Source organism: Streptococcus koreensis, assembly GCF_003627135.1.
Lineage (GTDB): Bacteria > Bacillota > Bacilli > Lactobacillales > Streptococcaceae > Streptococcus > Streptococcus ilei.
In genome coordinates this window covers 79885-102352 of record NZ_CP032620.1, presented here as the reverse complement: position 1 = coordinate 102352, position 22468 = coordinate 79885, and the positions used below count along the sequence as shown (strand labels likewise).

Genomic DNA, 22468 nt, shown 5'->3' with positions numbered 1-22468 from the left:
CCATGACGTAAAAAAAGAAGAAGGATCAAACATGTACCCAGATGATAGTTTAACTCTCCATACGGATTTGTATCAAATCAATATGATGCAGGTTTACTTTGAGCAAGGCATCCATAATAAAAAGGCGGTCTTCGAAGCCTATTTCCGCCAGCAACCTTTTAAAAATGGCTATGCCGTCTTTGCAGGTCTTGAGCGCATTGTCAACTATTTGAAGAATCTACGTTTTTCAGAGTCGGATATTGCCTACTTAGAATCTTTGGGCTACGAAGGAGCCTTCCTGGATTACTTGAAAAATTTTAAAATGGAATTGACCGTTCGTTCTGCCAAAGAAGGGGACCTGGTCTTTGCCAATGAGCCGATTGTTCAAGTAGAAGGACCGCTAGCCCAGTGTCAATTGGTCGAAACGGCCCTCCTCAATATTGTCAATTTCCAAACCTTGATTGCTACAAAAGCGGCTCGGATCAAGTCTGTGATCGAAGACGAACCTTTGATGGAGTTCGGAACTCGTAGGGCACAAGAAATGGATGCGGCTATCTGGGGAACCCGTGCAGCCGTTATTGGAGGCGCTAGCGGGACCAGTAACGTACGTGCAGGAAAACTCTTTGACATCCCTGTCCTTGGGACCCATGCCCATGCCTTGGTGCAGGTCTATGGCGATGATTATAAATCCTTCAAGGCCTATGCTGAGACCCATCGCAACTGTGTCTTCCTGGTGGATACATATGATACGTTACGCATCGGAGTTCCAGCTGCGATTCAGGTGGCGCGTGAGATGGGCGATCGTATCAACTTCCTAGGAGTGCGGATTGACTCTGGAGATATTGCCTACATCTCGAAAAAGGTTCGCCAGCAGTTGGATGAAGCTGGTTTCACAAAAGCGAAGATCTATGCTTCAAATGATTTGGATGAGAACACCATCCTCAACTTGAAGATGCAAAAGGCTAAGATTGATGTCTGGGGTGTCGGAACCAAGTTGATCACAGCTTATGACCAACCAGCCCTCGGAGCAGTCTATAAGATTGTTGCTATCGAAGACGACAATGGTCAAATGCGAAATACCATCAAGCTGTCTAACAATGCTGAAAAAGTTTCAACCCCAGGGAAGAAGCAAGTTTGGCGTATTACCAGTCGGGAAAAAGGCAAATCTGAAGGGGATTACATCACTTACGATGGAGTAGATGTCAATGAACTGACAGAAATCAAAATGTTCCATCCGACCTACACCTATATCAAGAAGACGGTTCGTGATTTTGATGCCATCCCGCTCTTGGTCGATATTTTCAAGGATGGAAAACAGGTCTACGAATTGCCAACCTTGATGGATATCCAAGCCTATGCTCGGAAGGAATTTGACAAGCTCTGGGATGAGTACAAACGTGTCCTCAATCCACAACATTATCCCGTGGACTTGGCCAAGGATGTTTGGCAAGATAAGATGGACCTCATTGATCAGATGCGTCAGAAAGCCTTGGGAGGTGAAGAAGAATGAGCCTACAAGAAGACATTATTGCCCAATTAGGGGTCAAACCAGTCATTGATCCTCAAGAAGAGATTCGCCGGTCGATTGATTTTTTGAAGGATTACTTGCAAAAACATCCTTTTCTAAAGACCTTTGTCTTAGGAATTTCAGGAGGTCAGGACTCGACCCTAGCGGGTCGCCTGGCTCAATTAGCCATGGAGGAAATGCGGGCAGAGACTGGAGATGCCAGTTATCAGTTTGTTGCAGTTCGCTTGCCCTACGGTGTCCAAGCGGATGAAGCAGATGCCCAAAAGGCCTTGGCCTTCATCCAGCCAGACGTCAGCCTGGTCGTGAACATCAAGGAATCGGTCGATGCCATGGAGCGTGCTGTCGAAGCGACAGGAACGGATGTCTCAGACTTTAACAAGGGCAATATCAAGGCCCGGAGTCGGATGATTGCTCAGTATGCTTTAGCGGGTGCCTATAGCGGAGCCGTCATTGGGACAGACCATGCAGCCGAAAACATCACTGGATTCTTTACCAAGTTTGGAGACGGTGGAGCCGATATTCTGCCTCTCTACCGCCTTAACAAGCGCCAAGGCAAGCAGTTGCTTCAGGCGCTGGGAGCTGATCCTGCCTTGTATGAAAAGGTACCGATTGCGGATTTGGAAGAGGAGAAGCCAGGTATCGCTGACGAAGTAGCTCTTGGGGTGACCTATGCGGAAATTGATGACTACTTAGAGGGGAAATCCGTTAGCCCAGAAGCTCAAGCAACCATTGAAAGCTGGTGGCACAAAGGCCAACATAAACGCCATTTACCAATTACAGTATTTGATACCTTCTGGCGTTGATAAGAAAGAAAAGTCGGTTTAGCCGACTTTTTTTAAACAGATAGGAGGAAAGAGGATGAGGAAATTGGGTTCTATCGAATTGGAGACCAATCGTTTATTATTAAGACACTTTGGTTTAGAGGATGCAAAGGCAATGTTTGAAAATTGGGCATCTGATGCAGATAATCTTACATATGTGACTTGGGATCCTCATCCAAATCCTCAAGTGACTCGGGCTTCGATCGAAAGGTGGCTCCGTCAGTACCAAGAGGAAAATAGCTACAAGTGGGCAATTTGCAAAAAAGATAATCCCGCACAAGTGATAGGAGATATCAGTGTCGTTTCCCAGGATGCACAAAAAGAAATATGTGAAGTTGGCTATATTCTAGGAAAAAAATTCTGGGGTCAAGGTCTGATGACAGAAGCCCTCCAAGCGGTTTTACACTTTTTGTTGGTAGAAGTGGGATTCAAGGAAGTTCAGGCCAAGTATGTCAGTTTGAACCCTGCTTCAGGAAGGGTCATGGCAAAAGCTGGAATGCATTATCTTGAAACTCTCCCAAATGCTGTCGCTAGAAAAGACTATGTCGGAGATCAAATCATCTACACGATCCATTCTTCTGACCTTTAAAACAATTTTTACTTGAAGATTTTGGTCAATGGTCTATAATGGTAAGTAGCTTTACAAAGGAGAATCTTATGTCAGAATTAACACAAGAATTTACAGATCAACTTTATGCAAATTACCAAGCAAATGTGAAATTTGCGGCTCTCGAAAATGCCATCACCCACAATGGGATTCATGCAGCTTTGGAGACACGCAAAAGTGCAGTAGATAACACGCCCGTCTTTTCTCTTGATTTAACCAAGGACAAAGTAACAGACCAGAAAGCTTCTGGTCGTTGCTGGATGTTTGCGGCCTTAAATACCTTCCGCCACAAGATGATCTCAAACTTCCAATTAGATGATTTTGAGTTGTCTCAAGCTCATACCTTCTTCTGGGATAAGTACGAAAAATCCAACTGGTTCTTGGAGCAAATCATTGCGACAGCGGATCAGGAATTGACTAGCCGTAAGGTTGCCTTCCTCCTTCAAACCCCTCAACAAGATGGTGGCCAATGGGATATGGTTGTTTCCCTCTTTGAAAAGTATGGGGTCGTACCTAAGTCTGTTTATCCAGAATCCATCTCTTCTAGCAATAGCCGAGAGCTCAATACCTACTTAAACAAATTGTTGCGCCAAGATGCTCAAATCCTTCGCGATTTGCTTGCAAGTGGTGCAGATCAAGCGACGGTTCAGAGCAAGAAAGAAGAGCTTCTACAAGAAATCTTTAATTTCTTGGCTATGTCTCTGGGCTTGCCTCCTCGTACATTTAGTTTCTCTTACCGCGATAAGGACAACAACTACCATACAGAAGCTGGATTGACGCCTCAAAGCTTTTACAAAAAATATGTGGATCTTCAGTTGGAGGACTACGTTTCTGTTATCAATGCGCCTACGGCAGATAAGCCTTATGGTCAGTCCTATACGGTTGAAATGCTTGGGAATGTGGTCGGTAGCCGTGAAGTCCGCTACCTCAATGTTCCGATGGAGCGTTTGAAAGAATTGGCTATTGCCCAAATGAAAGCCGGGGAAACTGTTTGGTTTGGATCGGATGTCGGCCAAGTCAGCAACCGCAAAGCTGGAATCCTTGCAACAGATGTCTACGACTTTGAAGCGGGAATGGATATCCAGCTGACTCAAGATAAGGCAGGGCGTTTGGATTATGCAGAAAGTCTCATGACCCATGCTATGGTCTTGACTGGTGTGGACCTGGACGAAGCTGGACGCCCTCTCAAATGGAAGGTTGAGAATTCTTGGGGAGAAAAAGTGGGAACAGATGGTTACTTTGTAGCTTCTGATGCCTGGATGGATGAATACACCTACCAAATCGTCGTCCGCAAGGCACTGTTGACAGCCGAAGAATTGGCTGCTTATGAGGCAGAACCGATTGTCTTGGCTCCATGGGATCCGATGGGGGCCTTGGCTTCTAAGTAAGTTGAATTGAAAAGAGAGTGGGACAGAAATCGGTAATTGGTTAGAATTCGATTTCGTCGTCCCACCTCCGCACAGTTGAGTAGGGCTGTAAAAGCTGATGAAATCAGCGTAGTAGAGCCCACTCAACCACTGCGTCTTGCTCGACAATCCAAAGAAAATTGAGAGGCTAGGACTTTTGTCCTAGCCTCTTTATTTATATCGTGTAGTCTAATTAGTGATTTTGCTCATTCTCTTTAGAAGATGATTCTGTATGTTCAGAATTTTCCTCTGAGCTAGATGAACTAGAGCTTTCCTCTGTTGATTCACTCGTTTCTTCAGCTGTATAGCTTGGCTCATAATAGTAGTAGTTGTTCTTACCGTTGTTAAGGTAGAGATAAGAACCACTACGGTAAACACCACTTGGTTGAATCCAATCTGTTCCACCAGAATCGTATTGTTCATATAAGTATAGCATCATTTGTTTATAAACATCTGTTGCAACTTTGATTCCATCGTCCAGAACTGGGGTCAAGCGGTTGGTATATCCTGTCCAAACAGCCATAGCATACTGAGTTGTATATCCTACAAATAATTCGTCTGGTGTCACAATGCTTGAATATCTGTACTCTTTTGTGAGTTTCTTCAATTCATTGTCTGCATAGTTAGAAGTACCAGTTTTACCAGCATGATAAAGGCCAGGGATATTCGCATTGTATCCTGTACCAGCTGTGATAACCGATTTCAACATATCTGTCATCATGTAAGCCGTGGTTTCTTTCATCACTCGTGTTCCAGAGGTTTCAAAGTTCTTCGTTGTACCATCGCTAAAGACAACCCGATTCACATATTGAGGTTTGTAATAGGTACCTCCATTGGCGAAGGTTGCATAAGCAGCAGCCATTTTCTCGCTGCTAGCCCCGTATTTGTTGCTAGAGTCACTCGTGTTACTTGAGATGGCATTTGCATACACCATTTCTGGATAATTGATTCCCATGTTGCTTAAGAATTTCTGAGCCTTCTTCAAACCAACCTTTTCAAGAGCCCTGACTGCAGGGACGTTACGAGATTGTTGGAGAGCATAAACCATGCTGATATTGCCATAGTACTGTCTATCCCAGTTATAAATTTGTGTATTTGTACCTGGGAAGTTGTACGGTGTATCAGGAATGGTTACTCCAGTGGAGCTATATTCTTCATGTTCAATCGCGGGAGCATAGTCTGAGATAGGTTTCATTGTAGAACCCCAATCTCGGTTCGTTTCGACTGCTTGGTTGGTACCGAAGGATACATTAGATGACTGATGACGGGATCCCAACTGAGCAATGACTTTTCCGTTTGTCACGTCGATGATAGTAGAAGCAACTTGCAACTCATTATCTGGATAATTGACATATTCGTCAGAATTGTAAATATCCCAAAGACGTTTTTGAGCTGCGGTATCGACGTTGGTGTAGACATCCATACCAGTTGTCAAGACATTGTAGCCTGTCTCTTCTTCGACTTGTTGGATGACTTCTTTGAGGTAGTTATCCATATAAGCTGGATAGTTGCTTGAGCCGGTTAGACTTTGTAAGCCATCTGTAACAGGTGTATTGACGGCACTTTCGTACTGCTCATTTGAAATAGACTTCATGTCCAACATTTCTTTGAGAACTAGATTTCGGCGTTGGAGAGCAGCTTCCGGATTGGTATAAGGGTCATATTGGTTTGGTGCCTGAGGCATTCCAGCCAATAAGGCTACTTGTGGAAGAGAAAGATCCTTTAAGTCTTTTGCATAGTAGCTACGAGCAGCTGTTTGCATCCCGTAGTTTCCGTTAGACATGTAAACTTTGTTGATGTAGTAGGTCAAAATCTCTTGTTTGGTTGCTTTTTGTTCCAATTGAGTAGCAAGCCAAGCTTCTTGGATTTTCCGAGATAAGGTTTGGTCGGCCGAAGAAGTAGAGAAGTAAGTGAGCTTGATCAACTGCTGTGTGAGAGTAGATCCTCCTTGGCGCCCTCCTCGGAGGTTGCTGAAGAAGGCTCCCCCGATTCGAATAAAGTCTATCCCTCTGTGGTTGAAAAAGCGATGGTCTTCAATCGCCACAATCGCGTTGACCAAGTCGGTTGGGATTTCATTTGTTTTTACATTAATTCGTTTTTCAGCACCCAAGTCTGCAATCAGATTGTTTTGATTGTCATAGATTTTACTGGATGTCGTTGCGACCAGGTCTTTTTCAGAAAGAGTCGGTGCTTTTGCAGCATAATATCCAAATACCAATCCACCCAGGATAAGTAAAAGGAAAAATAAGGAAATAGCTGCAATCGCCGCATATTTTAACCACTGGATAACTGTTTGTTTGTTCATTTAATTACCGCCTAGTAGATTCTGTTCGATAATATCGAGATAAGGGACGCTTGGAAGGCGATCTGTCTCGATACGATAACCGTTTTCCTGTATAAAGGTCAAGGGCATAGATTTACTGCCGTGATCAATGTTGTAAAAGTCGATTAAGGAAGGAGCGGGCAGTAGATAGGTCTCATTGAGCTTTGCAAAATGCAAGAGCACAAAACAAATTCCTCCCTGTTGAAGGACTGCAGCCATGTGATCAATCTGGTGCTGATGAAAGTTTTTCATCGGCATGGATTGTTTCTGCTGAGTCTCTTTTGCTTCAAAATCAATATAGTGTCCCTTGTAAACACCAGAATAGTCTGTAGTAGACGCCTGGCGAAAATAAGCTTCTACAATCTTTGCCCGACTGCGATGAGGATAGTCTACCTTTACAATCTGGATGGGGGTCGGCTTTTTATGAATAACCGCTAGCCCTCTGGAAAGGTAGTAGTGATTGCTCTCATTAATCATTTTTTCAAATGTCATCCCCCGATTGGCAAAGTTTACACTTTGCTTCCTCTGGATGGGCGAAGAAGATTTCTTGCTAAGTTTGTGAGGATAGTTGACCATAATTCTCCTTATTGGTACAATTACATCACTCTATTATATCACAAAAAGAAGAAGGGAGGGGAAATAATGAATAGTTTACTGATTACAGGTTATAAGGCATTTGAATTGGGAATTCTGACAGCTAAGGATCCTAGACTACCAATCATTAAAGAGGCGATTCGCAGGGATTTAGTCCGTTTTTTGGAAGAGGGAGTCAAGTGGTTAATTTTCACGGGGAATCTAGGTTTTGAAGCTTGGGCCTTAGAGGTTGCTCAGGAATTAAGAAAAGATTACGAGATACAGTTGGCCACGATTTTTATGTTTGAAAACCAAGGAGAGAACTGGAATGAGGCCAATCAAGAAGTCCTTAGTCGCTTTAAACAGGTTGATTTTGTCAAGTATGCCTATCCCTCTTATAGCCAGCCAGGTCAGTTCAAAGAATACAATACATTTTTGTTAGAAAATACAGATGCTGCTTATTTATTTTATGATCCAGATCATGAAACAAATCTCAAATATCTTTACAAAATGATGCTAGAAATGGATCAGTATCATGTCAAAAGATTAAACTTTGATGACTTGAATGAAGTAGCAGAAAAAATTTACGAAAAATAAGTGGTTTACCTTGATTTTTTCCTCTCATTTTTTATATAATGATTATGATTAACTAGAACGGAGAGAATGATGGCAAGTATTATTTTTACTGCGAAAGATATTTTTGATCAAGATTTCAAAAAAGAAGTTCGTGGATTTAGTAAAGTTGAGGTAAATGAGTTCTTGGATGATGTCATCAAAGACTATGAAACCTATGCTGCCTTAGTCAAGGAATTGAAAGAAGAAAATGCTCGGCTCCGTGAAGAATTAGCTAATAAAACGAGCCAAGTAACTCCGAGTCCATCAGTTCCTGAGTCTACTCCAAAGCATGAGTTTCCTCAGGTCACTACTACGACAAACTTCGATATTTTGAAACGCTTAAATCGTCTAGAAAAAGAAGTCTTCGGAAAACAAGTCGTTGATCGTGATTTTTAAGATATAACATATGAATCGTGCAATTTTTGGATAATCGCGTGAGAGCTTTCTCTCATGAGGAAAGTCCATGCTAGCACAGGCTGTGATGCCTGTAGTGTTTGTGCTAGGTGAATCCATAAGCCTAGGGACTTGATGTTCAAGTTACGGCGAGCGAACGGGCTAAGTCTTAGGATAAGTTCTACTAGCTCTGAAAGTGCCACAGTGACGTAGTTTTTAGGGAAACCTAAAAAGTGGAACGCGGTAAACCCCTCAAGCTAGCAACCCAAACTTTGGTCGGGGCATAGGATGCATGGAAACGAACATAGCATTCTGACTGGAAACAGTAGACAGATGATTATCAAAGGAAATGGTACCTAGTCATTTCTGGAACAAAACATGGCTTATAGAAAATTGCATATAGGTGGCGAGGGGGAGAGAAATCTCAACCTCCTTTTTTAAACAATGGGGAATAAATGAAAAAACAATTTGAATTAATCGCGACAGCTGCTGCTGGATTAGAAGCAGTAGTTGGGCGTGAATTGCGTGAGCTAGGCTACGATTGCCAAGTGGAAAATGGACGGGTTCGTTTCAAAGGCGATGTTCGTGCGATTATCGAAACCAATCTTTGGTTGCGTGCCGCTGACCGAATCAAGATCGTCGTAGGATCTTTTCCTGCCCGCACCTTTGAAGAACTCTTTCAAGGAGTTTTTGCCTTGGATTGGGATCAATATCTCCCTTTAGGAGCGCGTTTCCCTATCTCAAAAGCAAAATGCGTCAAATCCAAACTGCATAACGAACCGAGTGTACAAGCTATTTCGAAAAAGGCAGTTGTTAAAAAGTTGCAAAAACACTATGCTCGTCCGGAAGGCGTTCCATTGATCGAAAATGGAGCAGAATTTAAAATTGAAGTTTCTATCTTGAAGGACCAAGCGACTATTTTAATTGATACCACTGGCAGTAGCCTGTTTAAACGAGGTTATCGGACTGAAAAGGGTGGGGCACCCATCAAGGAAAATATGGCGGCAGCCATTCTTCAACTTTCTAATTGGTATCCAGATAAGCCCTTGGTTGATCCGACTTGTGGATCAGGGACCTTCTGTATCGAAGCGGCTATGATGGCTCGCCAGATAGCGCCAGGCTTGAGACGGACCTTCTCTTTTGAAGAATGGAATTGGGTAGATGATCGCCTGATTCAAGAAGTGCGTACAGAAGCTACTAAAAAGATAAATCGTGATCTCGTTCTAGACATCATGGGGACGGATATCGATGCGCGGATGGTCGAGATTGCTAAAGAAAATGCTCAAAAAGCAGGAGTTGCGAGCGATATCACCTTTAAGCAAATGCGGGTCCAGGATTTGCGTTCGGATAAGATCAATGGGGTCATCGTCTCCAATCCACCTTATGGTGAACGCTTATCCGATGATGCAGGGGTGACAAAATTGTATGCTGAAATGGGAGAGGTCCTTGCGCCATTGAAGACTTGGAGCAAATTTATCCTGACCAGCGATGAAAATTTTGAAAAGAAATTTGGGCGACAAGCGGATAAAAAACGAAAATTATATAACGGAACCTTAAAGGTTGACTTGTATCAGTTCTTTGGGGAGCGAGTGCGTCGACAAGCGACTAGTGAGAAAGGAAACATATGACAAAAGAAGATAAACAGCAGTTGGGTCAAGAGGCAGAGTCAGTTCTTGATTTTAAGGATGCAAAAGAGATGACGATTGGTCAAGCGAACCGTAAAGCTGAAGAAATCGAAGCAGGAGTCAAGGAAACAGACAACGTCCTCGATAAATACATCAAACAGCACCGTGACGAAATCGAAGCTCATAAGTTTGATACGATCGTCATGAAGAAGGAAATGCTGGCAGATGCAGAGGCGACAGCCACTGTAGAAGCAACGGAGGCAATTCCAAACGAAGAGGCTGTGGAAGAAGTAGCACCGTCTGAAGCAACTCAAAAAGAAGTTGCGTCTACTCGCATTCCAGATCCAATTCCTGGGGAACTCCCTGCAAAAATTAAGTTTGGTCCAGAGCCAACAGAACCATATGTGGATGATGACATTGAGATTCCTGAAGAACCGAAAAAAAGCCGGGTAAAACCAATCTTACTTTCAGTTTTAGCTCTGACAGCAGTTGCTACAGCCAGTTGGTTGTCTTATCAATGGATCCGTAACCAGTCTAAAGGGGAAACAACAGTCGTCTCTTCTAGCTCGTCAAAGAAAAAGTCATCCAGCTCTTCTTCGTCAACCAGTGCTAATACAGAGGCTTTGCTGAAGGACTTTAATGATCAGTATGCAGCCTTCTTTACAGATGATACGCAGACGAAGTTGAAAAATGATTCTTTTGGTAATTTGGAAAAACTGAAAGTAAGTTTAGAAAAATTGAAAGATACCAAGGAATACGATGCAGCAAAGAGCAAATACGATGAATTGGTGAAGCAAGTTTCTGCTATTCAAACAGTCAACTCTCAATTTACTAGCCCAGTTATTAAGGATGGGGCTATCGATACCAAGGCGCAGGTAAAGAGTGATGCAGTATTTTCAGATGTGTCGACGTCTAATACACAACTGAACCAATTGTTGAAGGATGCTGCTTCTCAAGGTCGCTCACAACAAGTTGCCACTCCAGCCCCTGTGACAGATGGTGGTGGCAGTGTTACGGGCGGAAGCGCAGCTTCTTCTGGAACGGTAACAAGTCCAACTCCTACTCCAGCTCCAGTTCCAGCTACTGAAGGGAATACGACAGGTGGAGTGAATCCAGGTTATTCTGGCTTCGGTCTTCAAAGCACTGGTGTGCCTCTTCAACGAAACTTGAGCCGGGTACCATACAACCAGGCGGCGCTTGACGATATAAACAATCCTGCATGGACCTTTAACCCTGGTATCTTGGAGAAGATTCTGAAAATCGCTCGGGAACGTGGCCATATCGTTGGGGATCAATACATTTTGGAACGCGTGAATATTATCAACGGCAATGGATATTACAACCTCTTTAAGCCAGATGGTACTTACTTATTTAGTATCAATGCTAAAACTGGATACTTTGTCGGAAACGGAAAAGGCCATTCCGATGCATTGGATTATTAAGAACTAAAAAAGTAGGCTGGGACAAAAGTCCCAGCCTCTCAATTGTCTTTGGATTGTCGAGCAAGACGCAGTGGTTGAGTGGGCTCTACTACGCTGATTTCATCAGCTTTTACAGCCCTACTCAACTGTGCGGAGGTGGGACGACGAAATCGAATTCTAACGAATTACCGATTTCTGTCCCACTCTCTTTACTTTTTTATACGATATGGCGTGTGAATGGATCGTCAGAAATGCCTTGTTCAAGAATCAGTTTGCACCACTCTTTAGCAGAGAAGAGACTGTGGTCTTTATAGTTTCCACAAGACTCAATCGTCGTTCCTGGAACGTCTTCCCAGCTAGTTGCTTCAGCAATTTCCTCTAAGGAAGATTTAATCACTTGTGCAATGGTTTTTGGATCGTGCTGTCCCCACATAATCATATGGAATCCGGTACGACATCCAAAAGGTGAACAATCAATCATCCCATCAATGCGTTTGCGAATCAACATAGCCAAGAGGTGCTCAATTGTATGTAAACCAGCAGTCGGGATAGAGTCTTCATTTGGTTGAACCAAGCGGATATCATAGTTTGAGATGACATCTCCTTTTGGCCCTATTTCCTCTCCGATTAGGCGGACGTAAGGGGCTTTTACAGCAGTGTGGTCAAGTTCGAAACTTTCCACAATAACTTCTTTAGTCATGTATCTTCCTCAATTCTTTTTTCTTGATTATAGCACAATTGGCGGTGGAAGAAAATACAAGAAAGGAGGGAGGGAAGTGGCCCTTAAAATAAGGTCCAGAAACTTATTTTTTAGGGAGTTTCTCATTAGAATCAAAGGAAAGAAGCATTTGAATAATAGCAAAAATAGATTGGTTTTCGCTAGAAAATTTGTTTGTTAATTTTGTAAAAATATGATAAAATAATAAAGAATTTTTTAATTCAACTATTCATTAGATTAGGGGTAAAAACATGGAATTTGGAATTGCAATTGTTTTTGCCGCAATCATTGGTTTAGTCATTGGATATGTAGGGATCTCAGTCAAGATGAAAGCATCTAAAGAAGCTGCAGAACTTACTCTTTTAAATGCTGAACAAGAAGCAACGAATTTACGTGGACAGGCAGAGCGTGAAGCTGATTTGATTTTGAAAGAAGCTAAGCATGAGTCTAGTTCACTTAAAAAAGAAGCACTTTTGGAGGCAAAGGAAGAAGCCAGAAAATATCGAGAAGAAGTCGATGCTGAGTTTAAATCAGAGCGTCAAGAATTAAAACAATTAGAGACCCGCTTAGCGGAACGTTCAAATAATCTTGATCGCAAAGATGATATTCTTACGAGCAAAGAACAAACTCTTGAACAAAAAGAGCAAAGTCTTTCAGATAGAACTAAACACATTGATGCGCGTGAAGAACAATTACATGAGCTAGAAAAGAAAAAAGAAGAAGAATTAGAAAAAATTGCTTCTCTTACTCAATCGGAAGCACGTGATATTATCTTAACGCAAACAGAAGAACATCTTTCAAAAGAAATTGCAACTCGTATCCGAGATGCAGAAATGGAAATAAAAGAACGTTCAGACAAAGTTGCGAAAGATATCTTGGTTCAAGCCATGCAACGGATGGCAGGTGATTTTGTTGCAGAACAGACCAACTCAACGGTTCATTTGCCAGATGATGCGATGAAGGGTCGAATCATTGGTCGCGAAGGTCGAAATATTCGTACCTTTGAAAGCTTAACAGGTGTGGATGTTATTATTGACGATACACCAGAAGTGGTCACCTTGTCTGGATTTGATCCGATTCGTCGGGAAATTGCACGGATGACGATGGAAAGTCTATTGAAAGATGGTCGAATCCATCCAGCCCGTATTGAGGAGTTGGTAGAGAAGAACCGTCAGGAAATTGACCAACGGATTCGGGAATATGGGGAAGCGGCTGCTTATGAAATTGGAGCGCCAAACCTACATCCTGACTTGATGAAGATTATGGGGCGCTTGCAATTTAGAACCTCTTATGGTCAAAATGTTCTGCGTCACTCAATTGAGGTTGCTAAGTTATCTGGTATTATTGCTAGTGAACTTGGCGAAAATGCTACCTTGGCTCGTCGAGCTGGTTTCCTACATGATATTGGAAAAGCCATCGACCGTGAGGTAGAAGGTAGCCACGTAGAAATTGGAACAGAGTTGGCTCGTAAATACAAAGAGCATCCTGTTGTCGTTAATACCATTGCTAGCCACCATGGAGACGTTGAACCAGAAAGTGTCATTGCTGTTATTGTAGCAGTAGCGGATGCTTTAAGTGCGGCTCGTCCAGGTGCTCGTAGTGAGTCTCTCGAAAGCTATATCAAACGTCTTCAAGATCTTGAAGAAATTGCAAATAGCTTTAAGGGAGTCAAGACTAGCTTTGCCTTACAAGCAGGTCGTGAAATCCGAATTATGGTAAGCCCTGAAGAAGTGAAGGATGATAAGTTGACCATCTTAGCTCATGACATTCGTGAGAAGATCGAGTCTAACTTGGAATATCCTGGTAATATCAAGGTGAACGTTATTCGTGAATTGCGTGCCGTTGATTATGCAAAATAAAGCTTGCTAAAATATGAAAAGATAGTCAGCAAAGACGACAAGGTCTTGGTTGACTATTTTTTATTTTGTTCCATGATGAAAAAAGAAAATCATTATTTCGTCTAGAAGGGGTTAGGAGCCTTGTCTCTAGGAAAAATCTGTTGAAAAATCTTTCTATTTTTGTTACACTAGATAGAAAGATAGCGAAGGAGACAAAATGGCGGATCGAGGATTATTAATCGTTTTCTCAGGGCCCTCAGGTGTTGGGAAGGGGACGGTTAGACGCGAGATTTTTGAAAGCTCAGACAATCAATTTCAATACTCAGTATCGATGACAACACGTGCACAACGCCCTGGTGAAGTGGACGGAGTAGACTATTTCTTCCGTACACGTGAAGAATTTGAGGAGTTGATTCGTCAAGGTCAAATGCTCGAATATGCTGAATATGTAGGTAATTATTATGGGACTCCCTTGACCTATGTGAACGAGACCCTCGATAAGGGGATCGATGTCTTCCTTGAAATCGAAGTGCAGGGTGCTTTGCAGGTGAAGAAAAAGGTACCAGATGCCGTCTTCATTTTCTTGACTCCTCCCGATTTGGATGAGTTGCAAGATCGTTTGGTTGGACGTGGCACGGATAGTGCGGAAGTGATTGCCCAACGGATCGAAAAGGCCAAAGAAGAGATTGCCTTGATGCGTGAGTATGACTATGCCATTGTCAATGACCAAGTGCCTCTGGCTGCGGAACGTGTCAAACGTGTGATTGAGGCGGAACATTTCCGTGTTGATCGGGTGATTGGTCACTACCAAGAAATGCTTCCCAAAGCCACTCAAGTGGTACGATAATTTAGAATAGGAATTAGGTAAAAAGATTATGATGTTAAAACCATCCATTGATACATTGTTGGATAAAGTACCGTCAAAATACTCTTTGGTTATTCTTGAAGCCAAACGAGCTCATGAGTTAGAGAGTGGTGCAACTCCCACTCAAGAATTTCAATCCGTAAAATCTACCTTGCGTGCCTTGGAAGAGATTGAATCAGGAAATGTGGTGATTCACCCAGATCCAGAAGCCAAGCGCGAAGCGGTTCGTCGTCGAATCGAAGCAGAACGCTTGCGTAAAGAAGAAGAAGAGCGTAAAATTAAAGAACAAATCGCAAAAGAAAAAGAAGATGGGGAAAAAATTTAAGGTTGGGTTCGCTCAATCTTATTTTTTGCTATTTAGCACTAGGGCAGGAAGGAGGTGGAAACATGCTTGCACAAGTCATCGTTGATGTTCCCTTGATGCAAACGGATAAACCCTATAGTTACCAAGTACCGGAAGAGTTTTCTCCATTCTTGGAAAAAGGAATGCGGGTGCATGTTCCGTTTGGAAAGGGGAATCGGCTCATTCAAGGAATTGTGGTTGGCTTAGAGGAAACCACTCTAGCAGCTCAAGACCAAGAATTAAAAAGTATTGTGGAAGTCTTAGACTACCAACCAGTTCTAGGCGAGGAGCAATTTTGGCTAGCAGATCAATTGCGAAAGACAGTTTTTGCCTACAAAATTACCCTCTTGAAAGCCATGCTACCGAGTGTTTTAAATTCTTCCTATGATAAAATTCTCCATCCGACAGAACGATTATCGGCAGAAGATCGAGAGGATATTTTTGGAACAGCGACTAGCTTGGCTTTTTCTTCTTTAGATATTGAAGCCCAAGCACGGATGATGCGACTGACTCGTAAGGGAGAGTTGGAAGTAGAATACCAAGCGGTGGATCGTAAACATATCAAAACAGAAAAATGGTATCGGGTAAATCATCTCTTACTTGAAAACTTGGACATCGCCAAAAATGCCAAAAAACGCTTGGCCTTGCGAGACTTTGTCCAAGGGCAGGAAGAGGAAGCGCCTTTAAGTAATTTGTTGGCAGAATTCTCTCGTCCAGTGGTGAATTATTTCATCGATCAAGGTGCCTTGCTTGTGTTTGAAAAGGAAGTCAATCGTGCTGCAGCCTACTTTAAGGACAAGGAGTCGACGGAGGCCTTGATTTTAAATGCTGAACAAGAAGGAGCAGTTCAAGCGGTAACGAGCAAAATTGGCCAAGCTTCCAAACCCTTTTTGTTAGAAGGAGTGACAGGAAGTGGGAAGACAGAAGTGTACCTTCAAATCATTCAAGAGGTGCTAGAAAAGGGAAAAACAGCTATTATGCTGGTTCCTGAGATTTCCTTGACGCCTCAAGTGACGGATCGCTTCATTTCTCGCTTTGGGGATCGGGTAGCCATCCTCCATTCGGGTCTATCAAACGGTGAAAAATACGATGAGTGGAGACGAGTAGAACGAGGTGAGGCCCAAGTAGTCGTTGGAGCTCGGTCTGCTATCTTTGCTCCTCTTAAGAATTTAGGAGCTATCATTATTGACGAAGAGCATGAGGCTACGTATAAACAAGATAGCAATCCTCGTTATCATGCGCGTGAGGTTGCCCTGCTTCGGTCTCAGTACCACCAGGCTGTTTTGGTCTTGGGATCAGCAACTCCTAGTCTAGAAACACGGGCCCGTGCAGGAAAAGGGGTCTATGAATTTCTTCAACTGACCCAACGGGCTAATCCGCTTGCCCGCATTCCAGAGGTAGAAGTGATCGATTTTAGGGACTATATTGGCCAGCAAGAATCCGGAACCTATACACCTAAGTTGCTTGATGCGATTGCAGAACGATTGCAACGAAAAGAGCAAGTCGTCCTCATGCTCAATCGCCGGGGTTATTCCAGTTTTGTCATGTGTCGCGAGTGTGGTCAGGTAGATACCTGTCCAAATTGTGATATCTCCTTGACCCTCCATATGGACACCAAGACCATGGATTGCCACTATTGCAACTACCGTAAGCCAATCCCAACAGTCTGTCCTAATTGCCAAAGTCGATCCATTCGCTATTATGGGACGGGGACCCAGAAGGCCTACGATGAGCTACAAGAAATTTTCCCTGAAGCCCGCATTTTGCGGATGGATGTCGATACCACTCGGAAAAAAGGGAGTCACGAAGCTTTGTTGGACCAGTTTGGTCAAGGACAAGCCGACATTTTACTGGGGACCCAGATGATCGCCAAAGGTTTGGATTTCCCCAATGTAACGCTAGTCGGTGTCCTCAATGCTGATACAGCCCTAAATTTGCCTGATTTTCGCTCGTCAGAGCGGACCTTTCAACTCTTAACCCAGGTGGCAGGACGGGCTGGTCGTGCGGATAAAGAAGGACAGGTTCTGATCCAGACCTATAATCCTCATCATTATGCCATTGAATATGCGAAACGCCAAGATTACGAAGGTTTTTATGCCTATGAAATGAAGGTCCGCCACCAATTGGGCTATCCACCTTATTACTACACTGTAGGTTTGACCCTTTCTCACAAACAAGAAGAGGTTGTGGTTAAAAATGCTTATCAGGTGATGGACCTGTTGAAAGCAGGTCTATCAGACCAAGTCCAAATCTTGGGACCAACGCCAAAACCGATTGCTCGTACGCATAATTTATTCCATTATCAGATCCTGCTGAAGTACCGGTTTGAAGACCAGTTACCACAAGTCTTAAATCAGATTTTGGACTATACTCAAGAGCGGGAAAATCAAGATCTTCGGGTCAGCATTGACAATGAACCGCAAAGTTTTATGTAGAAGGAGAAAAAATGACAAAAATACTATTTATGGGAACGCCTGATTTCTCGGCTACAGTTTTAAAAGGCTTGATTTCTGACGAACGCTATGAGATTCTAGCCGTTGTGACTCAACCAGATCGGGCAGTTGGTCGGAAAAAAGAAATTCGGATGACGCCGGTAAAAGAAGTGGCTTTAGAAGCAGGCTTACCAGTCTACCAGCCGGAAAAACTATCTGGAAGCCAGGAGTTAGAAGATTTATTAGCTTTGGGGGCAGATGGGATCGTCACAGCAGCCTTTGGACAATTCTTGCCGAGTCGTTTGTTAGAGGCGATGAAGTTTGCTGTCAACGTGCATGCTTCTCTTCTTCCAAAATACCGTGGTGGAGCTCCTATCCATTATGCCATCATGAATGGGGATAAGGAAGCTGGTGTGACCATCATGGAAATGGTCAAAGAGATGGATGCCGGAGATATGATTTCCTCTCGCGCCATCCCTATTTTAGAAGAGGACAATGTGGGAACCATGTTTGAGAAGTTGGCTCTTGTCGGTCGGGATCTTCTCTTAGAAACCTTACCACCTTACCTTGCGGGAGAACTCAAACCACAAGCTCAGGATCCCAAACAAGTAACCTTCTCTCCCAATATCAAACCGGAAGAAGAACGCCTGGATTGGACGCGGACCAACCGTGAACTCTTTAACCAAGTTCGAGGCATGTATCCTTGGCCAGTTGCCCATACCTTATGGAAGGGGGAACGCTTCAAGGTTTACCAAGCAAAACCATGTGAAGGACAAGGAGAACCAGGAGAAATTTTGGCTCTCCATAAAAATGAAATCATTGTTGCGACGGGTGAGGGAGCCCTGGCCTTGACCCTGGTTCAGCCAGCTGGCAAACCTAAAATGGCTGTTGGAGATTTCTTAAATGGCTTAGGGCGACAATTGCAAGTAGGTGATCAATTTGGTAAATAAGCTACAGACTGCACGTGGATTGGCCCTCTCTACCCTAGGAGAGATTTTCCAGGACGGTGCTTTTTCAAATATCGCCCTCAAAAAAGCTCTGGGAAAGTCAACTTTGTCAGAAGTGGATAAAAGTCTGGTGACTGAAATTGTCTATGGGACGGTTTCGCGTAAACTAACCTTGGAATGGTATCTATCGCACTTTGTCGCTGATCGAGACCAGGTAGACCCATGGATTTATCATCTTTTATTGATGAGCCTTTATCAGTTCGTCTATCTTGAGAAGATTCCTCCCCATGCTGTTGTCCATGAAGCAGTAGAGCTTGCCAAGCAACGGAAGAAGGGGAGCGAAAAATATGTCAATGCTCTCTTACGGAAAATGCTACGAGAGGGGCTTCCGTCGATTGACCAGATTAAACGAGTCAACAAACGACTTTCGATCCGTTATTCACTACCGGTTTGGTTGGTGAAAAAGTTGCTTGATGAGTATGGGAAAAAGCGGGCAATCGCTATTTTTGAAAGTCTCTATGTTCGCAACAAGGCCAGTGTTCGAGTTGTTGACCTTGACCAAAAAGAAGACATCAAGGAACAGTTGCAGGCTTCGGATTCCTTATTGGCCTCAACAGCTCTTGTAAAGGAAAACGGCTATTTTGCGGGCTCTGATTACTTCAAACAAGGAAAGATAACCATCCAAGATGAGACCAGTCAATTGGTGGCACCTGCTTTGGAAATTCAACCTACGGATCAGGTGCTGGATGCCTGTGCAGCTCCTGGTGGCAAGACCACTCATCTAGCTTCTTATCTAGTCGATGGGAAGATTACAGCTTTGGACTTGTACGATCATAAGCTCCAATTAATTCAGGAAAACGCGGAGCGTCTTGGAGTAGCAGATAAAATCCAGACAAAAAAACTGGATGCCAGCAAGGTATTTGAAGCTTTTGGGGCGGATGCCTTCGATAAAATCTTGGTAGATGCCCCTTGCTCTGGGATTGGTTTGATCCGCCGAAAGCCAGACATCAAGTATAATAAAGATAATGCTGACTTTGCGTCTCTGCAGGCGATTCAATTGGAAATATTGGATGGAGTTTGTCAAAGTGTACGGAAAGATGGTATAATAGTCTACAGTACATGCACAATTATAGGAGAAGAGAATTTTGATGTGGTTCACCAGTTTTTAGAAACCCATCCAAATTTTGAACTCGTGCCATTAGATCATGAACGAAAAGATATTCTGAAAGATGGTTGTATGTTAATTACACCAGAATTGTATGGAAGCGATGGTTTCTTTATTAGTCGTTTTCGAAGAATATCGTAATCTCAGGAGGATACGGACAGTATGGAAATTTCTATCTTAACCGATGTAGGTCAAAGACGGACAAATAACCAAGACTATGCAAATCAATATAAAAACAAAGCGGGAAAATCCATGATTTTTCTAGCTGATGGGATGGGGGGACATCGTGCTGGCAATATTGCTAGCGAGATGGCTGTTACAGATCTTGGCGCTGCTTGGGTAGCGACTGAAATCAGCACCATTAACGAAGTAAGAGAGTGGTTTGCAGAGAATTTGGAAAAAGAAAACCAGCAGATCCATCGCATTGGTCAAGATGAAGAACATAAAGGAATGGGAACAACGCTGGAAGCTCTTGCCATTATCGATGACCAAGTCTTATTTGCGCATGTAGGAGATTCCCGAATTGGACTCGTGCGTAATGGGGAATACCATCAATTGACCAATGACCATTCTTTAGTAAATGCCTTGCTCAAAGCTGGACAAATTACGGAAGAAGAGGCAGCTCATCATCCACAACGCAATATCATCACCCAATCTATTGGACAAAAGGATGAATTACAACCGGACTTTGGTATGCTTACGGTTGAAGCGGGAGATTTCATTGTTATCAATAGTGATGGATTAACCAATATGATCTCTGGTGATGAAATCCGTGATATCCTTGTCAGCGATTTATCGGTTGAAGAAAAGGCAAAAACCTTGGTTCGCTTTGCGAATAATGCTGGTGGTTTGGACAATATTACAGTTGTACTGATTCACTTTGCTGAGGAGGATATGGCATGATTCAAATCGGCAAAATTTTTGCCGGACGATATAAGATAATCCGCCAAATCGGGCGTGGAGGGATGGCAGATGTCTATCTCGCTCGGGATTTAATCTTAGATGGTGAAGAAGTTGCAGTTAAAGTACTGAGGACCAATTACCAAACAGATCCAATTGCAGTTGCTCGCTTCCAACGAGAGGCTAAAGCGATGGCAGATTTGGATCATCCAAATATCGTTCGGATCACGGATATCGGTGAAGAGGAAGGCCAACAATACTTGGCGATGGAATATGTCGCTGGCTTAGACTTGAAACGTTATATCAAGGAAAATGCTCCTCTTTCAAATGAAGAAGCCGTTCGCTTGATGGGGCAAATTCTTCTTGCTATGCGCTTGGCGCACACGCAAGGGATTATTCACCGTGACTTAAAGCCTCAAAACGTTCTTTTAACACCAGATGGAAATGCCAAGGTCTCTGACTTTGGGATTGCGGTAGCCTTTGCAGAAACGAGTCTCACTCAGACAAACTCTATGTTGGGATCGGTTCATTATTTGTCTCCTGAACAAGCTAGAGGATCGAAAGCTTCTGTTCAAAGCGATATTTATGCAATGGGGATTATATTCTACGAAATGCTGACGGGACATATCCCTTATGATGGGGATAGTGCAGTGACGATCGCGCTACAACATTTCCAAAAACCACTTCCGTCCATCATCGAAGAGAATAAAAATGTTCCACAGGCCTTGGAAAATGTGGTTATTAAAGCAACAGCAAAGAAACTATCCGATCGCTATAAGTCGGTAGCTGAAATGTATGTTGACCTCTCTAGTTGCTTATCTTATGAGCGTCGTAACGAGAAAAAATTGGTCTTTGATGATGCTTCAAAAGCAGATACCAAAACCCTACCAAAGGTAAACGTGGTTCCAAAACCAACGCCACTTCCAACATCAGATGTTCGTCCGGTTGTTCATGAGGACCTACCAGGGGCTTCAGAGGATAGAACGGTTCCAGTTTCTCCAAAAAATAAGCCACGTCGTCGTTTGAGGACACGCTACAAAGTCTTGTTTGTTGCTTTAGCTTTGGTACTAGCTGCCTTTGCCTTTCTTCTTTATATGAGTCCAGCCAACAAAACAGTTCCGGATGTATCTGGAAAAACTGTTGCAGAAGCTCGTGCTATCATTGAAGATCAGGATCTTCAAGTTGGAGACGAAAAAGAAGAATACAGTGATTCTGTACTTGAAGGCTATGTGATTCGTACCAATCCAAATGCAGGAGCTCAGAAAAAAGAAAACAGCAAGGTTGATTTGGTTGTCTCGAAAGGACCAAGCACCTTTGATATGCCAGACTATACTGGTATGTCTAGAGAAAATGCAGAAAATGATCTGAAAACCAACTATAAGCTTTCTAGCAAACTCATTTCGATTGAAGAAGTCGAGACCAATGAAGTAGAACCAGGAATCGTTATTGAGCAATCTCCTGTCGCTGGTCAAAAATATGATTTGACTTCTAATACGAAGGTTGTTCTGAAAGTATCTAAGGAAAGTAATTCTATCGATTTACCAAGTTATGTCGGTTCTGATTATGAGTTTGCTGTCTCTAATCTCGTTGAAATCTACGGGGTGAAGGAAGCAAATATTGAACGGAAGACCACATCGCATCTTCCAGCTGGAGTAGAAGTCTTACCAGGTCAAATTGTGAGTCAGACTCCGGAAGCTCAATCAAGCATCGATATTAAGAAGACTCGCATTGTCTTGACCGTGTACGAACCGAAGACGGAACCATCAAGTAGTACGAAAGCTTCAAGCAGTTCATCAGAAGGTTCAACCTCTACAACAGTGGAATCACATTCCAATACGGAATCCTCAGCTACCACTGAACCAGAACCTTAACGTGATGATCATATAAAACCAGACCAAATTGGTCTGGTTTTTTTAGTACAGAGAGAGTTGGGATGAATCCTTCTAGAGGCGGAAGCGAATCCCTTGGA

19 protein-coding genes and 1 other RNA gene are annotated in these 22468 nt (G+C 43.1%); 17 read left to right on the top strand and 3 right to left on the bottom strand.

The annotated features are described in order from the left end of the window. The first annotated feature begins 31 nt into the window (after positions 1–31). The 4 genes from D7D50_RS00615 to pepC all read left to right on the top strand — a co-directional run bounded on the left by D7D50_RS00615 (position 32) and on the right by pepC (position 4323). Positions 32–1489: a nicotinate phosphoribosyltransferase gene (locus D7D50_RS00615; protein ID WP_120701198.1), complete on the top strand. Its 1458-nt coding sequence runs from the start codon at positions 32–34 to the stop codon at positions 1487–1489. Beyond that, on the top strand, positions 1486–2310 hold the full coding sequence (gene nadE, locus D7D50_RS00610; RefSeq protein WP_023027726.1) for an ammonia-dependent NAD(+) synthetase: 825 nt from the start codon (positions 1486–1488) through the stop codon (positions 2308–2310). Before D7D50_RS00615 ends, nadE begins: the two co-directional genes overlap by 4 nt. A gap of 55 nt (positions 2311–2365) precedes the next feature. Next, positions 2366–2917, top strand: coding sequence for a GNAT family N-acetyltransferase (locus D7D50_RS00605; protein ID WP_120701197.1), 552 nt, complete (start codon positions 2366–2368; stop codon positions 2915–2917). 68 nt (positions 2918–2985) lie between these two features. Further along, positions 2986–4323 carry an aminopeptidase C gene (gene pepC, locus D7D50_RS00600; protein WP_120701196.1) on the top strand — a complete coding sequence of 446 codons (1338 nt, stop codon included), beginning with the start codon at positions 2986–2988 and terminating at the stop codon, positions 4321–4323. Positions 4324–4534: 211 nt separating this feature from the next. Here the strand turns inward: pepC and pbp1a are convergent, their stop codons facing one another. Both pbp1a and recU read right to left on the bottom strand, forming a co-directional pair. Beyond that, entirely contained in the window at positions 4535–6646 is a 2112-nt protein-coding gene (pbp1a, locus tag D7D50_RS00595) for a penicillin-binding protein PBP1A (RefSeq protein WP_023022333.1), read from the bottom strand. After that, positions 6647–7240 (bottom strand): Holliday junction resolvase RecU, encoded by a 594-nt coding sequence (gene recU / locus D7D50_RS00590; RefSeq protein ID WP_023022335.1) that lies wholly within the window; start codon positions 7238–7240, stop codon positions 6647–6649. Positions 7241–7306: 66 nt separating this feature from the next. Here recU and D7D50_RS00585 point away from each other — a divergent pair, with 66 nt between their 5' ends. From D7D50_RS00585 to D7D50_RS00565, 5 genes are all read left to right on the top strand, one after another. Next, positions 7307–7834, top strand: coding sequence for an SLOG family protein (locus D7D50_RS00585; protein ID WP_023022337.1), 528 nt, complete (start codon positions 7307–7309; stop codon positions 7832–7834). A 69-nt stretch (positions 7835–7903) separates the two neighbouring features. After that, the gene (gpsB, locus tag D7D50_RS00580) at positions 7904–8248 is read left to right on the top strand and encodes a cell division regulator GpsB (protein ID WP_023022338.1); all 345 of its coding nucleotides are present in this window, start codon (positions 7904–7906) and stop codon (positions 8246–8248) included. Positions 8249–8270: 22 nt separating this feature from the next. Next, an RNA gene (gene rnpB, locus D7D50_RS00575) (RNase P RNA component class B) lies at positions 8271–8636 on the top strand. A 64-nt stretch (positions 8637–8700) separates the two neighbouring features. After that, positions 8701–9873 carry a THUMP domain-containing class I SAM-dependent RNA methyltransferase gene (locus tag D7D50_RS00570; RefSeq protein ID WP_117745182.1) on the top strand — a complete coding sequence of 391 codons (1173 nt, stop codon included), beginning with the start codon at positions 8701–8703 and terminating at the stop codon, positions 9871–9873. Then, positions 9870–11312 carry a cell division site-positioning protein MapZ family protein gene (locus tag D7D50_RS00565; protein ID WP_120701195.1) on the top strand — a complete coding sequence of 481 codons (1443 nt, stop codon included), beginning with the start codon at positions 9870–9872 and terminating at the stop codon, positions 11310–11312. The genes D7D50_RS00570 and D7D50_RS00565 overlap by 4 nt, the downstream gene beginning before the upstream one ends. 196 nt (positions 11313–11508) lie before the next feature. On the opposite strand, the gene D7D50_RS00555 is transcribed toward D7D50_RS00565, so the two are convergent. Next, a complete protein-coding gene (locus tag D7D50_RS00555; protein ID WP_120701193.1) occupies positions 11509–11991 on the bottom strand; it encodes an S-ribosylhomocysteine lyase in 483 nt (160 codons plus the stop codon). A 269-nt stretch (positions 11992–12260) separates the two neighbouring features. Between D7D50_RS00555 and D7D50_RS00550 the strand changes: the two genes are divergently transcribed. The 8 genes from D7D50_RS00550 to pknB all read left to right on the top strand — a co-directional run bounded on the left by D7D50_RS00550 (position 12261) and on the right by pknB (position 22370). Next, positions 12261–13868 carry a ribonuclease Y gene (locus D7D50_RS00550; protein ID WP_120701192.1) on the top strand — a complete coding sequence of 536 codons (1608 nt, stop codon included), beginning with the start codon at positions 12261–12263 and terminating at the stop codon, positions 13866–13868. A 196-nt stretch (positions 13869–14064) separates the two neighbouring features. Continuing rightward, positions 14065–14694: a guanylate kinase gene (gene gmk, locus D7D50_RS00545; RefSeq protein ID WP_006596846.1), complete on the top strand. Its 630-nt coding sequence runs from the start codon at positions 14065–14067 to the stop codon at positions 14692–14694. A gap of 28 nt (positions 14695–14722) precedes the next feature. Further along, entirely contained in the window at positions 14723–15037 is a 315-nt protein-coding gene (rpoZ, locus tag D7D50_RS00540; protein WP_006596845.1) for a DNA-directed RNA polymerase subunit omega, read from the top strand. Between the two features lie 62 nt (positions 15038–15099). Continuing rightward, positions 15100–17490, top strand: a complete 2391-nt coding sequence (locus D7D50_RS00535) for a primosomal protein N' (RefSeq protein WP_120701191.1) — start codon at positions 15100–15102, stop codon at positions 17488–17490. An 11-nt stretch (positions 17491–17501) separates the two neighbouring features. Continuing rightward, complete coding sequence (gene fmt, locus D7D50_RS00530; RefSeq protein ID WP_117745178.1) at positions 17502–18437, top strand: methionyl-tRNA formyltransferase; 936 nt, start codon at positions 17502–17504, stop codon at positions 18435–18437. Then, positions 18427–19740 (top strand): 16S rRNA (cytosine(967)-C(5))-methyltransferase RsmB, encoded by a 1314-nt coding sequence (gene rsmB, locus D7D50_RS00525; protein WP_023022350.1) that lies wholly within the window; start codon positions 18427–18429, stop codon positions 19738–19740. The genes fmt and rsmB overlap by 11 nt, the downstream gene beginning before the upstream one ends. Before the next feature lie 21 nt (positions 19741–19761). Beyond that, entirely contained in the window at positions 19762–20502 is a 741-nt protein-coding gene (locus D7D50_RS00520) for a Stp1/IreP family PP2C-type Ser/Thr phosphatase (RefSeq protein WP_023022352.1), read from the top strand. Next, entirely contained in the window at positions 20499–22370 is a 1872-nt protein-coding gene (gene pknB / locus D7D50_RS00515; protein ID WP_120701190.1) for a Stk1 family PASTA domain-containing Ser/Thr kinase, read from the top strand. The genes D7D50_RS00520 and pknB overlap by 4 nt, the downstream gene beginning before the upstream one ends. Positions 22371–22468: the final 98 nt, after the last annotated feature.